Source organism: Micromonospora sp. NPDC048894 (genome assembly GCF_040649765.1).
Lineage (GTDB): Bacteria > Actinomycetota > Actinomycetes > Mycobacteriales > Micromonosporaceae > Micromonospora > Micromonospora antibiotica.
This window is the reverse complement of sequence record NZ_JBEZFY010000003.1, coordinates 311245-331100: the sequence shown is the minus strand read 5'-3', so window position 1 is coordinate 331100 and position 19856 is coordinate 311245. Positions and strand designations below refer to the sequence as shown.

The 19856-nt window shown below is 74.0% G+C and carries 8 protein-coding genes; 5 read left to right on the top strand and 3 right to left on the bottom strand.

What is annotated here, in order from left to right:
- Positions 1-174 precede the first annotated feature (174 nt).
- Together AB0C22_RS08460 and AB0C22_RS08455 are read right to left on the bottom strand one after the other, a co-directional pair.
- The gene (locus tag AB0C22_RS08460) at positions 175-1563 is read right to left on the bottom strand and encodes an endo-1,4-beta-xylanase (RefSeq protein ID WP_208566767.1); all 1389 of its coding nucleotides are present in this window, start codon (positions 1561-1563) and stop codon (positions 175-177) included.
- Between the two features lie 662 nt (positions 1564-2225).
- Positions 2226-3278: a substrate-binding domain-containing protein gene (locus tag AB0C22_RS08455; protein WP_357534261.1), complete on the bottom strand. Its 1053-nt coding sequence runs from the start codon at positions 3276-3278 to the stop codon at positions 2226-2228.
- 550 nt (positions 3279-3828) lie between these two features.
- Here AB0C22_RS08455 and AB0C22_RS08450 point away from each other — a divergent pair.
- On the top strand, positions 3829-5940 hold the full coding sequence (locus AB0C22_RS08450; protein WP_255597625.1) for a cellulase family glycosylhydrolase: 2112 nt from the start codon (positions 3829-3831) through the stop codon (positions 5938-5940).
- A gap of 82 nt (positions 5941-6022) precedes the next feature.
- Here the strand turns inward: AB0C22_RS08450 and AB0C22_RS08445 are convergent, their stop codons facing one another.
- Complete coding sequence (locus tag AB0C22_RS08445) at positions 6023-8965, bottom strand: condensation domain-containing protein (protein ID WP_357534259.1); 2943 nt, start codon at positions 8963-8965, stop codon at positions 6023-6025.
- A 139-nt stretch (positions 8966-9104) separates the two neighbouring features.
- Between AB0C22_RS08445 and AB0C22_RS08440 the strand changes: the two genes are divergently transcribed.
- From AB0C22_RS08440 to AB0C22_RS08425, 4 genes are read left to right on the top strand one after another with little or no spacing between them, the layout of a single operon-like run.
- Positions 9105-14720 (top strand): non-ribosomal peptide synthetase/MFS transporter, encoded by a 5616-nt coding sequence (locus AB0C22_RS08440; protein ID WP_219462922.1) that lies wholly within the window; start codon positions 9105-9107, stop codon positions 14718-14720.
- The gene (locus tag AB0C22_RS08435; RefSeq protein ID WP_308290799.1) at positions 14717-16225 is read left to right on the top strand and encodes a class I adenylate-forming enzyme family protein; all 1509 of its coding nucleotides are present in this window, start codon (positions 14717-14719) and stop codon (positions 16223-16225) included. The genes AB0C22_RS08440 and AB0C22_RS08435 overlap by 4 nt, the downstream gene beginning before the upstream one ends.
- Positions 16226-16248: 23 nt before the next feature.
- Entirely contained in the window at positions 16249-19539 is a 3291-nt protein-coding gene (locus AB0C22_RS08430) for an amino acid adenylation domain-containing protein (protein ID WP_357534256.1), read from the top strand.
- A complete protein-coding gene (locus AB0C22_RS08425) occupies positions 19539-19808 on the top strand; it encodes a phosphopantetheine-binding protein (RefSeq protein WP_208566772.1) in 270 nt (89 codons plus the stop codon). Before AB0C22_RS08430 ends, AB0C22_RS08425 begins: the two co-directional genes overlap by 1 nt.
- Positions 19809-19856 lie beyond the last annotated feature (48 nt).

Below are 19856 nucleotides of genomic sequence, written 5' to 3'. Positions count from 1 at the left end.
GACGGTCCGGACTGGCCCGGTCCGGGGCTGGCCGACGATGGTCCGGCCGGGGCGCGTCGCACCGGCCGGCGGGTCGGGGGTGATGCACCGCCGGCCCGACCCGGGTGCGCCCGGGTCGGGCCGGCGGCGGTGGTGGTAGTCAACTGACGCTGGTACTCAATCTGACGGTGGTGCTCAGCTGGCGGTGCAGGTCGGGGTCACACCCGCCGCGCTGCCCGTGCCCTGGAAACCGAACTCGGTCGACTGACCGGCACCGAGCGCACCGTTGTAGTCCACGTTCGTGAACCGCACCGTCCCGGAGTTACCACTGGCCGTCGCCGACCACGTCCCGGTCACACTCGTCCCACCCGGCAGGGTCACGCTCACCGTCCACCCACGGGTACCCGACGAACCCGCGGTCACCTTCACCGTGGCCACGAAACCACCCGTCCACGAGTTCAACGACACCGACGCCGAGCAGCCCGCCCCGCCCGGAGGCGGCGTGGTCGGGTTCGGCGGGGTCGTCGTCGGGTTCGGCGGCGTGGTGGTCGGGTTCGGCGGGGTGGTCGTCGGGTTGCCCGGGCCGGCGTTGAGCGCGTTCAGCACCGAGTCGTACGCCGGCTTCTTGTTGCCGTTGCAGTCGAACAGCAGCGCGTTGTCGGAGCCGCGCCACGAGTCGCAGTCGCGCACCCCCCACACGGTGATGCCGGCGCACTGCGGGATGGCCATGCAGGACCGGGTGACCGTGCCGAAGATGTTGGCCTGGTTGCCACCGGTCATCACGTCCAGCTCGGTGATCTGGACTTCCACGCCGAGGTCGGCGAAGCGCTTGAGGTTGGCCTGGTAGTCGCCCGGGATCGTGGTGCCCAGGTGGGACTGGAAGCCGACGCAGTCGATCGGCACACCCCGGGACTTGAAGTCCCGCACCATGTTGTAGACGCCAGTCGACTTCGCGTTGACGCCGTCGGTGTTGTAGTCGTTGTAGCAGAGCTTCGCGCCCGGGTCGGCGGCGCGGGCGGCCCGGAACGCCGCCTCGATCCAGTCGTTGCCGGTGCGCTGCAGGTTGGAGTCACGACGCCCACCGCTGCCACCGTCGGCGAACGCCTCGTTCACCACGTCCCAGGCATAGATCTTGCCGCGGAAGTGGGTGGCGACCTGGGTGACGTGGTTGATCATCGCGCTGCGCAGTGCGCTGCCCGACATGCCCTGCGCCCAGCCCGGCTCCTGCTGGTGCCAGAGCAGCGCGTGGCCACGCACGCTCATCCCGTTGGCCTGGGCGTGGCTGACGATCCGGTCGCCGCCGGTGTAGCTGAACCGGCCCTGCTGCGGCTCGGTGGCGTCCCACTTCATCTCGTTCTCGGCCACGATCGAGTTGAACTCGCGGTTGAGAATGGTGGTGTAGGTGCTGGTGGACAGCTTGCCCGTCGCGACCGCCGCGCCGAAGTAGCGGCCCTTCTCGGCCGCCGCCGCCCGCAGGGTCGTCCCGGCGCTGGCGGAGGGGGCCATCGCCAGCGTCATTCCGACGGTGAGTGCGCCGGCGACGGCGAGGGTCGCCGTCGCTAGCAGGGCTCTCTTGGGTCTCATGTCGCATCCTTCTCGGTGTGGGTGCAGCGGTGGTGGTGTTGGGATGCCCGACTCCCCGTGCGGCGGACCGCACCGGCCGGCGTGGTACGCCGCCCGGTCAGCCACGGCGCGGACGGGCGGAGACCCCGCCGTGGTCCACGCACGCGATCGACACCGGTGACCTCGACGCCGAGGGCGCAGCCCGGGCCGGCGGGAGGATCGCCCGTACGGTGGAACGGCGTGGCGCCGCCCGAAAAGGGAGCCATGATCCTCCTTGTCAGAGGAGACCGGGCCGGCCGGGCGGAACCGTCCGACCCCATGCGTACGGGGCCGGTCGCGCCGCCACCGGCAGTTGCTGACGGGAATCCTGATCCGACGTCCCGCATGCCCTGGGGGGACGTCGCGATCCAAGGTGCGACCAGCACGGCTCGCCCGGTGAGCCATCAGGCGCTGTCGTCCTCGCATCGACTGTGAGCGATAACATGTCATTCGTCAAGTCGTAGCGATCTGTCCGGGTCGATCCGACCGTCCACCGTCGCCGCCGGGGGCCAGCGGGCCGGGAGTTTCTCGCGGCGATCGAGATCGGCACGCGGATCGGCACACCACGCCCGCCCGACCGGGTCCGGCGGGCGGTCCGGGTGCGGACCGGGCAGCACGCGGGCGGTCGCGGGGCGGCCGTCCCCTCAGGTCGCCGGGGGCGCGGTGCTCTGCCGGACGGTGAGGGTGGTCGCCAGCTCCAGGCGGACCTGGCCGGTCGGCTCCCCCCGGCCGAGCGCGAGCGCCAGCTCGGTGGCGGTGGCCGCCATCTCGATCAACGGCTGGTGCACGGTGGTCAGCGCCGGGTCGACCAGGGCGGCCATCGGCAGGTCGTCGAAGCCGACGACGCTGAGGTCGGCGGGAATCCGCAGCCCCAGCGACCGGGCCGCCTGGTAGACGCCCAGGGCCTGCAGGTCGTTGCACGCGAAGATGGCGGTCGGCCGGTCGGGCCGGCGGAGCAGGTCGAGCGCCGCGGCCTCGCCGTCGGCGGGGTTCAGGCCGGTGTGCACGACCAGGTCGGCGGTCACCGGCAGGCCGGCCGCCTCCAGGGCGGACCGGTGGCCGTCCAGTCGGGCCCGGCAGCACAGGACGTGTTCCGGGCCACCGATCATCGCGATCCGTCGGTGACCGAGCCCGATCAGGTGGCGGGTGGCCGACCGGCCGCCGGCCCAGTTCGTCGCACCGACGAACGGCACGTCCTCGGGCAGCTCGGTGGTGGGGTCGAAGACCACGAACGGGATGCCCCGGGCCCGTAGCCGCTGGTGGTCCTCCGCGCCCAGTTGGGCCACCATCACCAGGCAGTCCGGCCGGCGGGCGAGGGTGTCGTCGATCCAGTACCGGATCGCGTTGCGTTGCGGCCCGAACTCCGTCAGCACGACGCCGACGCGCTGCTGCCGGGCCGCCCGCTCGACGCCCCGGATGATCTCCAGGCCCCACATGTCCTCGATCTCGTCGAAGACCAGCTCCATGATGTTGCTGCGGGTCGCCGGGGCGGTCCTGCGGTAGCCGTGGTGGCTGATCGCCGCCTCGACGCGGGCCCGCGTGTCCGCCGCGACACCGGACCTACCGTTGATCACCTTCGACACGGTCGGAATCGACACGCCGGCTGACTCCGCGATCGCCGCGATCGTCACCGGCCTGGTCGGATCGACGAACGACGCCAGGTCGCCGCCCGGCCTGCCCGACTCGACGTGCCTCAACCCGGCCTCCTCCTCTGCGGCGGCTGCCGGTCGGGCCGGCATCGCCACGCGACCGGGCCGCCGGCACCGTTCAGGGAAACCAGGATAACCCGGCGGTCGGCGTCCGGCCCCGACGCACATTCGGGGGTACGACCAAAAGTTTCCGTCATCTGTCGATCTGAACGAAGCACCTTCCGGTGTTCCCGTGTCGCCAGCGGGGCCAGACCAGCGAGTCCGGTCCCGGACAACCCGGGAACTTCCCCTCCATTGACGTGCGTCAACCGCCACTTGTATGGTCTGCGACGGAAACTTTCCGAGTCCATCCTCCGATTGTTTCCAGGCGGGAGCCTCGCCATTCCGTACGGACGCACTGGGCAGCGTCCGTATCCGCCACGCCCGGCCGTGCCGTCGGACGGTCACGCCCGCCCGGCGCAACCCCGTTCTCCCGGTTGCGGTGGCCCGGTGCGGTGGCCCCACCCGATCCGGTTAACCCCGGACCCGTCAGGGCGGCCCGGTCGGCGAGACGTCCGACGACCCCAACCACCGTGCCACCATGGCGAGGAGTTCCCAGATGAGTTCACACCACCTCCGAAGAATGCGGCGGCGGGCCGGCCTGCTCGCCGGCGCACTTGCCGCACTGCTGTTCGCGGGCCTGATGATCACCGGCAGCGCCCAGGCCGCCGCCGGCTGCCGGGTGGCGTACACCGTGCCGTCGCAGTGGCAGGGCGGATTCACCGCCGACGTAAAGGTCACCAACCTCGGTGACGCGATCAACGGCTGGACGCTGACCTGGGCCTTCCCGGCCGGCCAGCGCGTCACCCAGGCGTGGAACTCGACGGTCACCGCCGCCGGCAGCCAGGTCACCGCGAAGAACCTGAGCTACAACGCGGCGATCGCCACCAACGGCACGGTCTCCTTCGGCTTCAACGGGTCGTGGACGGGCAGCAACCCCGTACCGACCTCGTTCACCCTCAACGGCGTCGCGTGCACCGGGAACCCGAGCGGCACCCCGACCGCCAGCCCCACCCAGACCCCGACGCCGACGCCGACCCCCACCCCGACGCCGACGACCTCCCCGTCGCCGTCGCCGGGTGGGGACCCGATGGCGACGGTGGCGGCGATGCAGCCCGGCTGGAACCTGGGCAACACCCTCGACGCCATTCCCGACGAGACCGCGTGGGGCAACCCGCTGACCACCCAGGCCCTGCTGCACCAGGTGCGCTCACAGGGCTACAACAGCATCCGCATCCCGGTGACCTGGACCGACCACACCGGTCCGGCGCCGACGTACACCATCGATCCGGTCTGGTTGGCGCGGGTCCGGCAGGTGGTCGACTGGTCGCTGGCCGAGGGCTTCTACGTGATGATCAACCTGCATCACGACTCCTGGCAGTGGATCAACACGTACCCGGGCGACCGCACCACCGTCCTGAACCGGTACAACGCGTTGTGGACCCAGATCGCAGCCACCTTCCGCGACCACTCGGCCAAGCTGGTCTTCGAGAACATCAACGAGCCGCAGTTCACCGGCACCTCCGACGACGCCCAGGGCGACGAGGTGCTGCGGGAGCTGCACCTGGCCTTCGTCCGCCTGATCCGCCAGTCCGGCGGCGGCAACGCCACCCGGCTGCTGGTACTGCCCACCCTGCACACCAGTGGCGAGCAGGCCCGGATGGACGCGCTGAACACCACGCTCAGCCAGCTGCGCGACCCCAACATCGCCGCGACCATCCACTTCTACGGGTACTGGCCGTTCAGCGTCAACATCGCCGGCGGCACCCGCTACGACAGCAACGTCGAGCAGGACCTCGTCGGCACCTTCGAGCGGGCCCGCGCCTCCTTCGTCGCCCGCGGCATCCCCGTGATCATCGGTGAGTGGGCGCTGCTCAGCTACGACTACACCCGCCCCGGCATCATCGAACGCGGCGAACTGCTGAAGTTCTTCGAGGCCGTCGGCTACCACGCCCGCACCCGCAACCTCACCACCATGCTCTGGGACGCGGGATCCTTCCTCAACCGCCCCACGTTGCAGTGGCGGGACCAGGGCATCTACGACCTGATGAAGGCGAACCTGACCACCCGCTCGGCCACCGCGTCCTCCGACCAGGTCTACCTGCCGCGCAGCGGCACCATCACCAGCAGGTCGCTCACCCTCAACCTCAACGGCACGTCGTTCCAGGGCCTGCGGCAGGGCAGCACCAACCTGGTCAACGGCACCGACTACACGGTCTCCGGCAGCACCCTCACGCTGACCGCGTCGGCGCTGAGCCGGCTGGCCGGCAACCGCGCCGCCGGGGTCAACGCCACCATCGAGGCCCGCTTCTCCCAGGGCGTGCCGTGGCAGATCAGCATCATCTCCTACGACCCGCCGACCCAGTCGGCGGCCAGCGGCACGACCAGCTCGTTCGCCATCCCCACCCAGTTCCGGGGTGACCAGCTCGCCACCATGGAGGCCAAGTACGCCGACGGCAGCGGCGCGGGACCGGCCAACTGGACCTCCTACAAGGAGTTCTGGACGCACTTCCAACCGGACTACAGCGCCAACACCATCCTGCTGAAGCCGGAGTTCTTCGCCGAGGTCAACGACGGCCCGGTCACCCTGACCTTCCACTTCTGGAGCGGTACGCAGAAGACGTACCGGATCACGAAGTCCGGGAGCACGGTCACCGGCAGCCCGGCCTGAGCCGGCCGGGGCGTCGCGGACGATGGACCGCGACGCCCCGGCCAATGGGGTGAGGGTGTCCCTCCGGGCCTCTGGGGCACCCTCACCCCGCCGGGGACCATGGCCACGGCACCCCGTGGAAGGCCGCCTCGACCAGCAACGCCTCGATGCCGGACAGCAGCCCCTCGGCCCGCTCGACAGACAGGTAGCGGGTGTCGGCGGTGACGACCAGTTCCACCGCGCCCGGGGCGTCGAGCACCTGCACCCGGCACCGCCACGCGAACCGGTCCAGCTCCCCCACCCAGCGGAACGCGCCGGGCGTCACCATCGCCCGCAGGCCGGCCTCGTCCGGACCGGCCGCGCCGGGCCCGACCTCGGGGGCGAGCCGGGTGTCGTTGAGGTAGCACAGCGGGGCCAGCACGCTACGGTGGTCGTGCCCCAGCTCGGTGAAGGCACGCTCGAACTCGGCCGGGTCGTAGTAGGCGTGCCGGTAGGCGTCCAGGGCCGCCCGCCCGGCCCGGGACAGCAACTCGGCGAAGTCCGGTCGATCGACCAGGTCGAGCCGGCAGAGCCCGATCTGGTTCAGGGTGGCGACCGCCTGGTCGTACCCCGGCGGGAAGCGGTTGTTCGCCATCACCACCATCCCGCAGGCATCCTGCCCACCCCCGCTCAGCACCGCGGCGGTCGCGGCCAGCAGGACGGTCGAGGTGCTGACGCCGTGCCGGGCGGCGACCAGCCGCACCGCGTGGTGGACGGCCGGGGAGACCAGCGAACCCCGCCGGTAGCGGGGCGTCGACCCCGCTCCGGTCGGATCGGCCAGGTCCATCGGCAGGCCCGCGAACTGCCTGGTCCAGTACGCCACCGCCCGCTGCGAACGCCGCCGCTGCACCGTGCGCTCCCGCGCGGCGAGATCCAGCGACTGGAGCCCGGGCGGGCTGTCCAACACCCCCCGTAGCAGCAGCAACCGCAGGTCCCGCAGGACGATGCCGGCGGCGTGGAAGTCGACGGCGCAGTGGCTGAACACCAGCACGACCTGCCGTACCCGATCGTCCACGGTGACCAGCGCGACCCGCAGCGGATACGCCACGGCGTGGTCGAAGGGCACCCCGGCCAGCCGCGCGGCCAGCTCCGCCGCGGTGCGCGCGCCGTCCGGGTCGTCGGCCGGCCGGGGTACGGCGTGCACTCCGACCGGCAGCCGCCCGGCCGCCGACGCCACCTGGCACAGCTGCCCGTCGTGCGGGCGGACCCGGGTGCGCAACGACTCGTGCCGGGCGAGGAGCGCCCCCACCGCCCGCACCGCCCGGGGCACGTCCACCCCGGCCCGTGCCGACACCGCCAGCGTGCGCGGCAGGGTCAGCACCCGGTAGGCGGCGGGCGCCACGAACTCCGCCACCGTCCGCCACATCGCCCGCTGTCCCCACGTCAACGGCGCGGTCGCGTCCCGACCTCCGTCGAACTCGGCGTACGCCACCCGGTCGCCGCCGGGCCAGGCGTCGCCGCCCGTCCCCCCGGTGGGCACCGGCCCGGCAGCCGGGGACGGCCCGGCGGTGAGCGCCGACTCAGCGGCCGGGGACGGCCCGGCGGTGAGCGCCGACTCAGCGGCCGGGGACGGCCCGGCGGTGAGCGCCGACTCAGCGGCCGGGGACGGCCCGGCGGCCGGAGACCAGGGCCAGGGCACCTCGTGGAAAGCGGCCTCCACCAGCAACTCCTCCAGCCCGCGCAGGAACGGTTCGACGGCGTCCAGCGTCCGGTGCCGGGTGTCGACCGTGAGTGTGACACCCACCCCCGACGGCTCGTCGACCACGTGGGTCAGCAACTGCCAGGACGCCTGGTCGAGCCCCGTCGTCCAGGAGAAGGTGCTCCGGCCCGTGGCGGCCCGCAGCGTGTCCCGGGTCACCACCGGCACCCGGTCGACCCCGCCGAGGGGCAACCTGATGTCATTGAAGTAGTAGTGCGGCTGGAACGCCGACGCCGGGTCGACCCCCCGTTCGACGAATGCGTGCCGCAGCGCGACCGGGTCGTAATACGCGTGCCGCAGGCCGTCCAGGGAGGCGCTCCACACCCGGGACAACAACTCCCCGAAATGGGGGCGACCGGACAGATCCAGCACACCGAAACCGATCTGGCCGAGATTGGCGACGGCATTCGCGTACCCGGCGCGAAATCGATTGTGGGCCATCGGGAATAAGCCGCGACGGTCCTGCCCGTCACCACCGGCGGCCATCGCCACCACCCCGGCCAGCAACACCGCGGAGCCGCTGACCCGGTGCCGGGCGGCGATCAGCCGGGTGGCCGTGTCGACGGCGGACGAGACCAGCACCCCGCGCCGCCACGGCGGGGCCAGGCCCGGCCCCGGCTGCGCGGGCGGCGACGTCGGCAGCCGGTCGAACTCCCGCAGCCAGTGCCCGACCGCCCGCGCCGAGCGGTCCCGGTCGGCCCCGTGCTGCCCCCGCGCCACGTCCGCCGACTGCGGTCCGGCGGGGGTGGACACGTCACCACGCAGCATGATCAGCCGCAGGTCCCGCAGCACCGTCTCGGCGGCGTACGCGTCCACCGTGGAGTGGCTGAACACCACCACGACCTGTCGTACCCGGTCGTCGACCGTCACCAGCGCGACCCGCAGCGGCCACTCGGCGGCGTGGTCGAAAGCGACGTCGCCGAGCCGGCCGGCGGCCTCCCGGGCGGCCTCTGCGCCGTCGTGCGCCCCGGCGCAGACCAGCAGCGGCAGCGCCCCGGCCGCCGCCGTCTCCTGGCGTGGCTCCCCGTCGACCTCCCGGACCCGGGTGCGCAACGCGCCGTGCCGACCGACCAACGCGCCCACCGCGCGGGCGACGCCGGGCACCGCCGCCCCCGCCCGCCGGGACACCGGGACGGTACGGCGCAGGTTGAGAAAGACGTGGTTCGAGCCGTTGCGGGCGATCGAGCGCCACATCACCCGCTGGGCCCAGGTCAACGGGGCCACCCCGGCACCGTCGCCGGCGAACTCGGCGTGGACCAGGGTCTCGGACGCCCATTGCGCAGGCACCACCGCGTCGGCGAATCGCATTCCCGACCGTACGACGTGACGAACGTCGCCGAATCGCTCGAAGGTGCTTTCCATAGTGGACCGATCAGCCGATCCGACGGTTCGCACCCGACGTGCACACTACTGGCCACTGCCCGCACCGTTTCGAGTAAGGCACCGCGTGACGAACGTTGACGTACCGACGCGGGCCGCCCCGCCACATTCCGCCATCCCCCGGTCCACCGGAACTCCGCGTCTGTCATTCGGTCAGGAACGGATCTGGTTCACCGAACAGCTCTCCCCCGGCACCGCCGCGTACGTCGTGCACGCGACGGTGCGGCTGCGCGGGCCGTTCGACGTCGACCTGCTGCGCGCCGCCCTCGACGCCACCGCCACCCGGCACGACAGCCTGCGGATGCGGTTCACCGAGAGCGTCGACGGGGAGCCCGTGGTGACGGTGCTGCCCGAGGTGCGGGTGCCGGTGACCGTCACCGCCGCAGTGACGGGGGACGCCGCCCACGCGCTGGTCGCCGAGTCGGTCCACACCCCGTTCGACCTCACCGTCGCGCCGCTGCTGCGGGTGCTCGTCGTCCGGCTGGCCGACACCGAGCACCTGCTGCACCTGGCCATGCACCACATCGTCAGCGACGGATGGTCGTTGGACCTGCTGCTCGGCGAGATCGCCGCCGGTTACGCCGCGCTGCGCGACGGTGGCGAACCACCCGCCCCGCCGGTCACCCGCTACGTCGACTACGCCCGCTGGCAGCGGGACCGGCTCGACGGCCCGGCGACCGGGGACGGATTCGCCCACTGGACCCGCGCGCTGGCCGGCGTGCCGCCGCTGGAGCTGCCCACCGACCGGCCCCGCCCGACCGTGCAGTCCTACCCGGGCGCGACCCACCGGTTCACCGTCGACGCCGACCTCACCGACGGGCTGCGCCGGCTGGGCCGGACCCACCGGGCCACCCTCTACATGACCCTGCTCACCGGCTTGCAGGCCGTGCTGTTCCGACACAGCGGGCAGCGGGACTTCGCCGTCGGCTCGCCGGTGGCCGGCCGGGTGGTCCCCGAGCTGGAACACCTGATCGGTCTCTTCGTCAACACCCTGGCCCTGCGCGCCGACCTCTCCCCCGACCCGACGACCGCCGCCGAGCCGAGCTTCGCGAGCCTGCTGCGCCGCAACCGGGGCACCGTCGTGCGCGCCCTGGCGCACCAGGAGATCCCGTTCGAACGCCTCGTCAAGGAACTCAACGTCACCCGGGACGTCACCCGCGCCCCGGTGTTCCAGGTGCTGTTCACCCTGCAGAACTACGCCCGGGGCGGCGACCGGTGGCCGGCCGGACTGCACGTCGAGGGCGTCGGCACCGACGCCGCCAGCGCCCGCTTCGACCTGTCGCTGTACGTCGGGGAGAGCGCCGACGGACTGCGCGGCACGTTCGTCTACCACACCGACCTGTTCGACGCCGCCACCGTGGCCCGGCTCGCCGGGTCCTTCCAGACCCTGCTGCGGGCCGCCGTCGCCGACCCGGACCGGCCGGTCGTCGACCTGGACCTGCTCGACCCGGCCGAACGGGACCGGATGCTGGCCCTCGCCGGCGCTCCGGCAACGCCGCCCGCCCCGGGGACACCGCCGGCTCCGGACCGGTGGGTCGGGGAGCAGGCGCGTGGTTTGCCGTCGGACGACCGCACCGGGGTCACCGGGGCGGCGGTCACCCTGGCCGACCTGATCGCCCCGCACGTCGCCGCCACCCCGGACGCACCGGCCGTGGTCTGCGGGTCGGACCGGATCAGCTACCGGGAGCTGGACCGGCGGGCCAACCGGCTCGCCCACTGGTTGCGGGCCCGGGGGGTGGGCCCGGACCGGCTGGTCGGGGTGCTGCTGGAGCAGTCGGTCGAGCTGGCCGTGACGCTGCTCGGGGTGCTGCGGGCCGGCGGCGCGTACCTGCCGCTGGACCCGGAGCAGCCCGCCGCCCGGCTCGGCCTGATGCTCGCCGACGCCCGGCCGACCGTGCTGCTGACCAGCGCGGACCTGCTCGACCGGCTGCCCGCCGGGACGGTGGCGACCCGCCTGGACGAGATCGCCACCGAGGTCACCGCCGCACCGGACGACCGACCCACGGCCGGCGTCGGCGGCGAGCACCTGGCCTACGTCATCTACACCTCCGGCTCGACCGGCACCCCGAAGGGGGTGGCCGTGCCGCACCGGCCGGTGCTGCGCTACCTCGACGGGGTGGCGGACCGGTTCGCCGTGGTCCCGGCCGCCCGGTACGGGCTGTTGCAGTCGATGTCGTTCGACTTCGCCGTCACCGTCTTCTACCTGGCGCTGGCCACCGGCGGCACGGTGCACCTGCTCCCCCGCCGGGGCACCGGGGCCGAGCTGGCCGCCCGGCTGCGCGACGAACGGATCGACTACCTCAAGATCACCCCGTCGCACCTGGCGGCGCTGACCGCCGACTGCGCAGCGGAGGACCTGCTGCCGGCCCGGGCGCTGATCCTCGGCGGCGAGGCGTCCGACCTGGAGCGGATCGCCCCGCTCGCCGCCGGGCCGACCCGGGTGTTCAACCACTACGGGCCCACCGAGGCCACCGTCGGCGTGGCCACCTACCAGGTGCCCGTGGACGGGCCGGACGTCGGCCCGGTACCGACCGGCCGGCCGCTGCCGTACGCCTCGGTGCACGTGCTCGACGAGCGGATGCGTCCGGTGCCGGTCGGGGTGCCCGGTGAGCTGTACCTCGGCGGGGACCGGCTCGCCCGGGGCTACCTGCACCGGCCCGGCCCGACCGCCGAACGGTTCGTGCCCGACCCGTACGGGCCGCCCGGGTCCCGGCTGTACCGCACCGGTGACCTGGGCCGGTGGCGGGCCGACGGGGAGCTGGTCTTCCTCGGTCGCCGCGACCACCAGGTGAAGATCCGTGGCTACCGGGTCGAGTTGGGTGAGGTGGAGGCCGCCCTGCGGGACTGCCCGGGGGTACGCCAAGCGGCGGTGCTGCTGCGCGACGAGCGGCTGGTGGCCTACCTGGAGCCGGAACCGGGGCCGGACGCGGATGCCGAACCGGGGCCGGACGCGAACGCCCCGGACCCGGCGCGCTGGCGTCGCCTGCTCGCCGGGCGGCTGCCCGAGCACATGGTGCCCACCCGCTGGGTGGTGCTGGACCGGCTGCCGTTGCAGGAACACGGGAAGGTGGACCGGCGGGCCCTGCCCGAGCCCACCGACGACGGCCCGACCGGCGAGCGGGTGCCCCCGGTGGGGCCGGTGGAGACGCTGGTGGCCGACGTGTGGCGGGCGGTGCTCGGGGTGCCCGAGGTGGGCGTCACCGACGACTTCTTCGACCTGGGCGGGCACTCGCTGCTGGCCACCCGGGTGGTGGCCCGGCTGCGCCGGGAGCTGCCCACCGTCACCGACGGCACCCCGACGGTCAGCGTGATGGACCTGTTCCGGTACCGCACCGTACGCGAGTTGGCCGGCTTCGTCGGCGGGCCGGACCCGGGTCGGGCCGGGCTGCTGCACGAGCTGACGCCGCCGGTGCCCGCCGTCGACCGGGTCGCCACCCTGGTGTGCGTGCCGTACGGCGGGGGCAGCGCGGTGGTGTACCAGCCGCTGGCCGACGCGCTGCCGGCCGGGTACCGGCTGCTGGCGGTGGCCGTACCCGGACACGACATCGGCCTCGCCGACGAGCCCGCACCGATCGCCGACGTCGCCGCCGGGGTGGTCGCGGAACTTCTGGGCCGGGTCACCGGCCCACTGATCGTGTACGGGCACTGCGGCCCCGGCGGGGCGCTGGCCGTGGAGGTCGCCCGCCGGCTGGAGGCCGCCGGACGGGACCTGCTCGCGGTCTACCTCGGTGCGGTGTTCCCGTTCGCCCGCCCCGCCGACGGGCCGCTCGGGCCGCTGCTGCGGCTGCGGTTGGCCGAACGGCTGCGCAGCGACCGGATCTACCGCACCTGGTTGCAGGCGCAGGGCACCGCCGTCGGCTCGCTCGCCCCCGACGAGGTGCGGTTCCTGGTCCGGGCGATGCGGCACGACGCCCGGGTGGCCGAGGACTACTTCACCGACCTGATGCGCCGGCGGGTCACCCCGCTGCGGGCACCGGTCGTCTCGGTGGTCGGTGAGCGGGACCGCAGCACCGACTACCACGAGGAACGGTTCCGGGAATGGCACTTCCTCAGTGACCGCACCGCGCTCGTCGTGGTCGACGAGGGCGGGCACTACTTCCTCAAGTACCGGTCGGATGAACTGGCCGAGATCGTCACCGACGTGCACCGACGGCTCGACACGCCACCCCGGCCCGCCCCGACCGGGTCGGACGCCACGCCACCGGCCTGGCAGCTCGCCGCCGTCTCCCGCCGCAGCGCCGACGCACCCACCACGTCCGACCCGCCCCCGGCAGGCGTGGGTGGCGGGGACCGGGGCCGGACCGCGCCACCGCCGAGCCTGCGCCGCTTCGGCCTGGTCGCGGCCGGTCAGGTCGTCTCCGGGCTGGGCACCGCGCTGACCACCTTCGCGATTCCACTGTGGATCTACACGCAGACCGGGTCACTCGCCCGGTTCGCCCTGTTCGCCGTGCTCGGCCTGCTGCCCGGCCTGCTGGTCGCACCGCTGGCCGGCGCGCTGATCGACCGCACCAGCAGGCGGCGCGTGCTGCTACTCGCCGGCCTCGCCGCCGGCAGCGCCAACGCGGTGCTCGCCGGGCTGGTGCTCACCGACCGGGCGCAGGTGTGGCACTTCTATCCGCTGGTCGGCTGGCTGTCGGTGGCACTGGCCTTCCAACGGCTCGCGTTCGTCTCGGCGGTGCCGCAACTGGTGCCCAAACGCTTCCTCGGGCACGCCAACGGCCTCACCCAGACCGCCGTCGGCCTCACCCAGTTCACCGTGCCGCTGCTCGCCGTGGCCCTGCTGGAGACCGTCGGGCTGCGCGGCATCCTGCTCGTCGACGTGGCGTCGTACCTGTTCGCGGTCGGGGTGCTGGCGGTCGTCCGGTTCCCCCGCACCCTGGCCCTGCAACGCCGCGAGGGCATCGGCACCGAGATCGTCGCCGGGCTGCGCTACGCGCTGCGGCGTCGGGAGTTCCGCGCCATGCTGGCGTTCTTCGCCGCGCTCAACTTCTTCCTGTTCCCGGTGCTGTTCCTGCTCTCCCCGCTGGTGCTCGGCTTCGCCGACCTCACCGACGTGTCCCGCGTCGCGCTGACCGGCGGGGTCGGTGCGGCCACCGGGGGCCTGGTGATGCTGCTCTGGGGCGGACCCCGCCGACGCCGGATGCGGGCGGTGCTGCTGGGCACCCTCGGCATCGCGGTGGCCGCCGTGCTGACCGGGTTGCGACCCAACCTGCTGCTCATCGGGGCCGGCGCCTTCGGCATGTACCTGGCGCTGGGCATCGTCAACGGCGTCTACCAGACGATCATCCAGACCAAGGTGCCGGCCCGGGTGCACGGCCGGGTGTTCGCGGTCAACCAGATGGTCGCCCAGTCCACCCTGCCGCTGGGCTGGGGCGTCGTCGCCCCGTTCGCCGCCCGGGTGGTGGAGCCCACGCTGCTGCCCGACGGGGCGCTGGCCGGCACCGTCGGGGTGGTGCTCGGGGTCGGGCCGGGTCGCGGGCACGGGCTGCTCTACGTGCTGTTCGGGGTGTGCATCGCGCTGACCGCGCTGGTGTCGCTGGCCACCCCCACCCTGGCCCGGTTCGACGACGAGGTGCCCGACGCGCCCCCGGACGACCTGGTCGGCCTCGAGGAACGCCGGGCCCGTACGACCGCCCCCGCCGACCGGACCCCGGTGGGTGTCGGGACGGGAGGGTCGCGGTGAGCACGACACCCACCGGGACGCCACCGCCGCGTACCCTGCCGGAACTGCTCGACTGGCGCACCGGGCTGCACCCGGACCAGGTGGCGGTCGAGGTGCACCAGGTGGCCACGTTGACCTTCGCCCAGTGGTCCGCCGGGGCACGGGCCGTCGCCGCCGCGCTGCGACGTCGGGGGCTACGCCCCGGCGACCGGGTCGGCCTGGTCTTCGGCCCCCGCGACTGGGTCCGCTACGCGGTGGCGTACTGCGGGGTCCTGTGGGCCGGCGGGGTGGCGGTGCCGCTGTCCGACCGGCTCGCCGCCGGGCAGCTCGGGTACGCGCTGACCCACTGCACGGCCACCGCCGTCGTGTACGGCGACGACACCCCCGCCCCACCCGCCCCACCCGGCGTGGCGGTGTTCGGCGACGCCGAGCTGCGCGCCGACGGGCACCCCGACGACGGCGACCCGGTCACCGTCCGCCCCGGTGACCTCGCGCAGATCCTCTACACCTCGGGGACGACGGGCCGCCCCAAGGGGGTGTCGGCACGGCACGCCAACCTCACCGCCGGTGCGCCGCACCACCCGCGCCGGTTGGCCCTGGCCCACTCGCAGCGGTTCCTGCACGCCTTCGCCATCGGCACCAACGCCGGGCAGACGATGCTGCTCAACGCGTTGACCGCGAAGGCCGCCGCGCTCACCCTGCCCCGGTTCACCCCGGTCCGGTTCGCCCGGCTGGTCGCCGCCGCCGGCACCGGGACGGTGTTCGTGGTGCCGTCGATCGCCATCGAGCTGCTCGACTCCGGGGCGCTGCGGGACCGCGACACCAGCGGCGTACAACTGATCGGGTCCACCGCCGCGCCGCTGCCACCGGCGGTCGCGGCCCGGCTGGCCACGGCCTTCCCGCAGGCCACGATCGTCAACTACTACACCTCCACCGAGGCAGCCCCGGCGCAGACCACGATGATCTACGACCCGGCCCGGCCGGACGCGGTCGGCCGGCCGGTCGGCGGGCAGCTGATGGTCGCCGACCCCGGGGGCCGCCCGCTGCCGGCCGGGACGACCGGCGACGTGTGGCTACGCTCACCGCACCCGCGCGCCTACTACCGCGACGACTCGGCGAACCGGACCACCTTCCGCGACGGGTGGGTACGGATGGGTGACGTGGGCCGGATCGACGCCGACGGCTACCTCTACCTCACCGACCGGCACCAGGACGTGATCAAGACCGGTGCGTTCAAGGTCTCCACCGTCGAGGTCGAGGCGGCGCTGCACGAGCATCCGCTGGTCGCCGAGGTAGCCGTGGTGGGGGTGCCGCATCCGGTGCTCGGTTCTGCGGTGGCCGCCGCCGTGGTGACCCGGCCGCAGGCCGGCACGGACGGGCTGACGCTGCCGGTGCTGCGCGGCTTCCTCGCCGACCGGCTGGCCGACCACCAGCTGCCCGCCCGGCTGCTGCTGCTGGACCGGCTGCCCCGCAACGAGGGCGGCAAGGTGCTCAAACGGCAGCTGACCGTCCTGTTCGACAACTGACCACCCGCACCGACAGCACGACCATGGGAGAGCATGTGGGCACCGCCGAGGCGACCTTCGCGCAGCACGCCGTCTGGTTCACCGAACAGGCCGGGGTCGCCGGCACGGCGTACCACATGGCGCTGGGCATCCGGTTCGGCGCGGAGCTGGACCGGGCGGCCCTCGTCGCGGCGTGCGCGGCGACGGTCGCCCGGCATCCGGTCCTGGCCGCCCGGGTCGGCACCGACGACGACGGCACCCCCCGGTTGACGCCGGCCGACACCCGCCCGTCGGTCACCTTCGGGGAGCTGACCGACGCCCGGGTCGCCGAGGAGATCGCCCGGCCGTACGACCTGCGGACCGGCCCGCTGGCCCGGTTCACCCTGCTGACCGGGACGACGGGTGCCCACCTGCTGCTGGTCACCGCGCACCACCTGGTCTTCGACGGCACCTCCAAGGACGTGCTGGTCCACGACCTGGCCGCCGGATACGCCGCCGCCCGGTCCGCCGGGCCGGTGCGGCCCGCCGACACCGGCCCGGAACAGCCCGGCGACGACCACGCCGGCCGCGCGGCGGTCGAGCAGCAGCGGATCGCCGTCGACCTGCCCGCCGCCCGCGACTTCTGGGCGCGGCACTGGTCCGGCCCCGGCGACGTGGTGCTGCCCGGCCTGCGCCGGCTACCCACCGGCGCCGAACCCGGCGTCGCCGTCGAGGTGACGCTGCCCGCCGACGTGGTCGACGGCCTCGACCCGGCGGCCCGGTCGCTCGGCGTGACCCGCTTCGAGCTGCTGTTCGCCGCGCTGCACACCCTGCTCGGGCGGTACGGCAACCAGGGCACGCCGGTCGGGGTGGCGCTGTCCACCCGCACCCCCGAGCAGGCCGACCGGATCGGATTGTTCGTCAACGAACTGCCGGTCACCGTCGACCCGGCCGACGGCACGTTCCGCGCGTACGCCCGCGCCGTGCGGGTCCGGCTGCGCGAGGTGTACCGGCACCGGGCCGTGCCGCTGGCCCACGCGGTGCCCGGTCTGCGGCCCGCCCCGGCGGTGACCCCGGTCAGCGTCGGCTACCGGCGGCGCGGCGCGGAACCGGTCTTCCCCGGGGTGACCGCAGCGGTCGACTGGACGCTGTTCGGTGGCGCCGCCCGCAACGCCCTGCACGTACAGATCGTGGACGCCCCCACCGGCCCCACGGTCAGCCTCCAGCACAGCCCGGCGGCGATCCCGACCGACGCGGTACGCCGCGTCGGGGCGCACCTGCGTACCCTGCTCGCCGCCGTGGTCGCCGACCCGGACCGGCCGGTGGCGCAGCTGCCGGTGCTGCCCGCCGAGGAACTCGACCGGGTCACCCGGGAGTGGAACGACACCGGCCGGGCGTACCCCGCCGGGGCGAGCGTGCCCACCCTGTTCGCCGCCCGGGTCGCCGCCGACCCGGACGCGCCGGCCGTGGTCGACGACGACCTGATCCTCAGCTACGCGCAGCTCGACGCCGCCGCCGACCGGTTGGCCGGGCTGCTGCGCCAACGTGGGATCGGGCCCGGGTCACTCGTCGCGGTCGCCCTGGACCGGTCCTGGCGGGCGGTGGTCACCCTACTGGCGGTGCTGCGCTGCCGGGCCGCGTACCTGCCGGTGGATCCGCAGCACCCGCCGGCCCGCCGGGAACTCGTCCTCGCCGACGCCACCCCCACGCTGGTGGTGACGCCGACGGTGACCGCGCTGACCTGGCCGACCCTCACCCTCGACGGGATCGACCTGCTCACCGGGCCGACGCCGGTCACCCCCGCCGTGCCGCCGGACGCCGACGACCTGGCCTACGTGCTCTACACCTCGGGCTCGACCGGCCGACCCAAGGGTGTGTCGGTGCGGCACGGGGCGCTGACCAACCTGCTGTTGGGCGTCCGGGACCTGCTGGGCAGTGGCCCGGCGCACCGGTGGCTGCACCTGACCTCGCTGTCGTTCGACATCTCCACCGTGGAGGTCTTCCTGCCGCTGGTCACCGGCGGCCGGGTGGTCGTCGCCTCGACGGTCGGCCCCCTCGACGGCGCGGGTGTGCTGCGGCTGGTCCACACCGCCGGGGTGACCCACGCCCAGGCCACCCCGTCGGGTTGGCGGGTGCTGCTGGAGGCCGGCCTCGGCACGCCCGCACCGGACGCCGCCGGGCCCACCCCGCCGCTGGTCGCGGTCACCGGCGGGGAGGCCCTGCCGGTCGCCCTCGCCCGGGACCTGCGGGCCCGCACCAGCCGCCTGATCAACGGGTACGGCCCGACGGAGGCGACGGTGTACGCCACGATGGCCGACGTCCCCGCCGATCCCGACGAGGTCACCATCGGACGGCCCCTGCCGAACGTGCGGGCGTACCTGCTGGACACCTCGGGACGACCGGTGCCGATCGGGGTGCCGGGTGAGTTGCACCTGGCCGGCGTCGGGTTGGCCGCCGGCTACCTCGGCCGCGACGACCGGACCGCCGAGGTGTTCGTGCCGGACCCGTTCGGGCGGCCCGGGGAGCGGCTCTACCGCACCGGCGACCGCTGCCGGTGGCTGCCCGACGGGCGGCTGGACTTCCTCGGCCGCACCGACGACCAGGTGAAGATCCGGGGACACCGGATCGAGTTGGGTGAGATCGACGCCCGGCTGCTCGACCATCCGGCCGTGGCCGGCGCGGCGACGGTGCTGCGCCCGGACGCCGACGGGCCCCGGCTCGTCGCCTACCTGGTGGCCCGCACCGGCACCGACCCGGCACCGGCCGAGCTGCGCCGGCACCTGGCGGCGAGCCTGCCGCAGGCCGTGCTGCCGACCGACTTCGTGCCGCTCGACCGGCTGCCGTCGAGCCCGAACGGCAAGGTCGACCGGGCCGCCCTGGCCGCCCGGGACCTCACCGTGGACCTCCCCCGGCCACCGGTCACCGACCCCACCCGCCCGGCCGGCACCGCGACGCCCCCGGCCGGCACCACCGACGATCCCCCCGGCACCATCCTCGCGCCCGGCACCACCGGCACGCCCGGCACCGGAGCACCCGGCACCACCGGCACGCCCGGCACCACCGGAACCGGCGGGTCGCCCGGCGACCCGGCACCGGGCGCAGCCGTCATGCCGGTCGGGGACGACGATCCGGTGGTGACCCAGCTGCGGCTGATCTGGCAGGAGGTGCTGCGGATCCCCGACATCGGCGTGCACGAGGACCTGTTCGACCTGGGCGGCCACTCGCTGACGATCACCCGGATCAGTAGCCGCATCCGGCAACGACTCGGCGTCGAGGTGCCCCTGGACGCCTTCTTCGACACCCCCACCATCGCCGAGATCGCCGAGATCGTCCGGCCGTCCGTGAAGGAGCGCTGATGGACACCAACGACACCACCGACCTGCGGGGGCGGCTCGCCGACCTGGTCAGCGAGGCCACCGGCGGCGACGTCGCGGCCACCGACCTGCTCACCGGCGGCTCGATGGTCGCTCTCGGCGTCGACTCGCTCGGCCTGCTCCGCATGGTCGACGCGATCGAGCTGGAGTACGACGTCGAGGTCGAGCTGAACGGTCCCGGCCGGCCCCTGGACACCCTCGACGACCTGGTCACGCTGCTGTCCACCGCCGTACCCGACGACGCCCGCTGACCGGCCCGACCGGGCGGGCCGGGCCGGGCCGACAGGCGAATGACCCGG

Excerpts from the sequence above, each read along its gene's own strand:
- AB0C22_RS08460 (WP_208566767.1), bottom strand. The coding sequence starts at position 1,563 with ATGAGACCCAAGAGAGCCCTGCTAGCGACGGCGACCCTCGCCGTCGCC.
- AB0C22_RS08450 (WP_255597625.1), top strand. The coding sequence starts at position 3,829 with ATGAGTTCACACCACCTCCGAAGAATGCGGCGGCGGGCCGGCCTGCTC.
- AB0C22_RS08445 (WP_357534259.1), bottom strand. The coding sequence starts at position 8,965 with ATGCGATTCGCCGACGCGGTGGTGCCTGCGCAATGGGCGTCCGAGACC.
- AB0C22_RS08430 (WP_357534256.1), top strand. The coding sequence starts at position 16,249 with ATGGGAGAGCATGTGGGCACCGCCGAGGCGACCTTCGCGCAGCACGCC.
- AB0C22_RS08425 (WP_208566772.1), top strand. The coding sequence starts at position 19,539 with ATGGACACCAACGACACCACCGACCTGCGGGGGCGGCTCGCCGACCTG.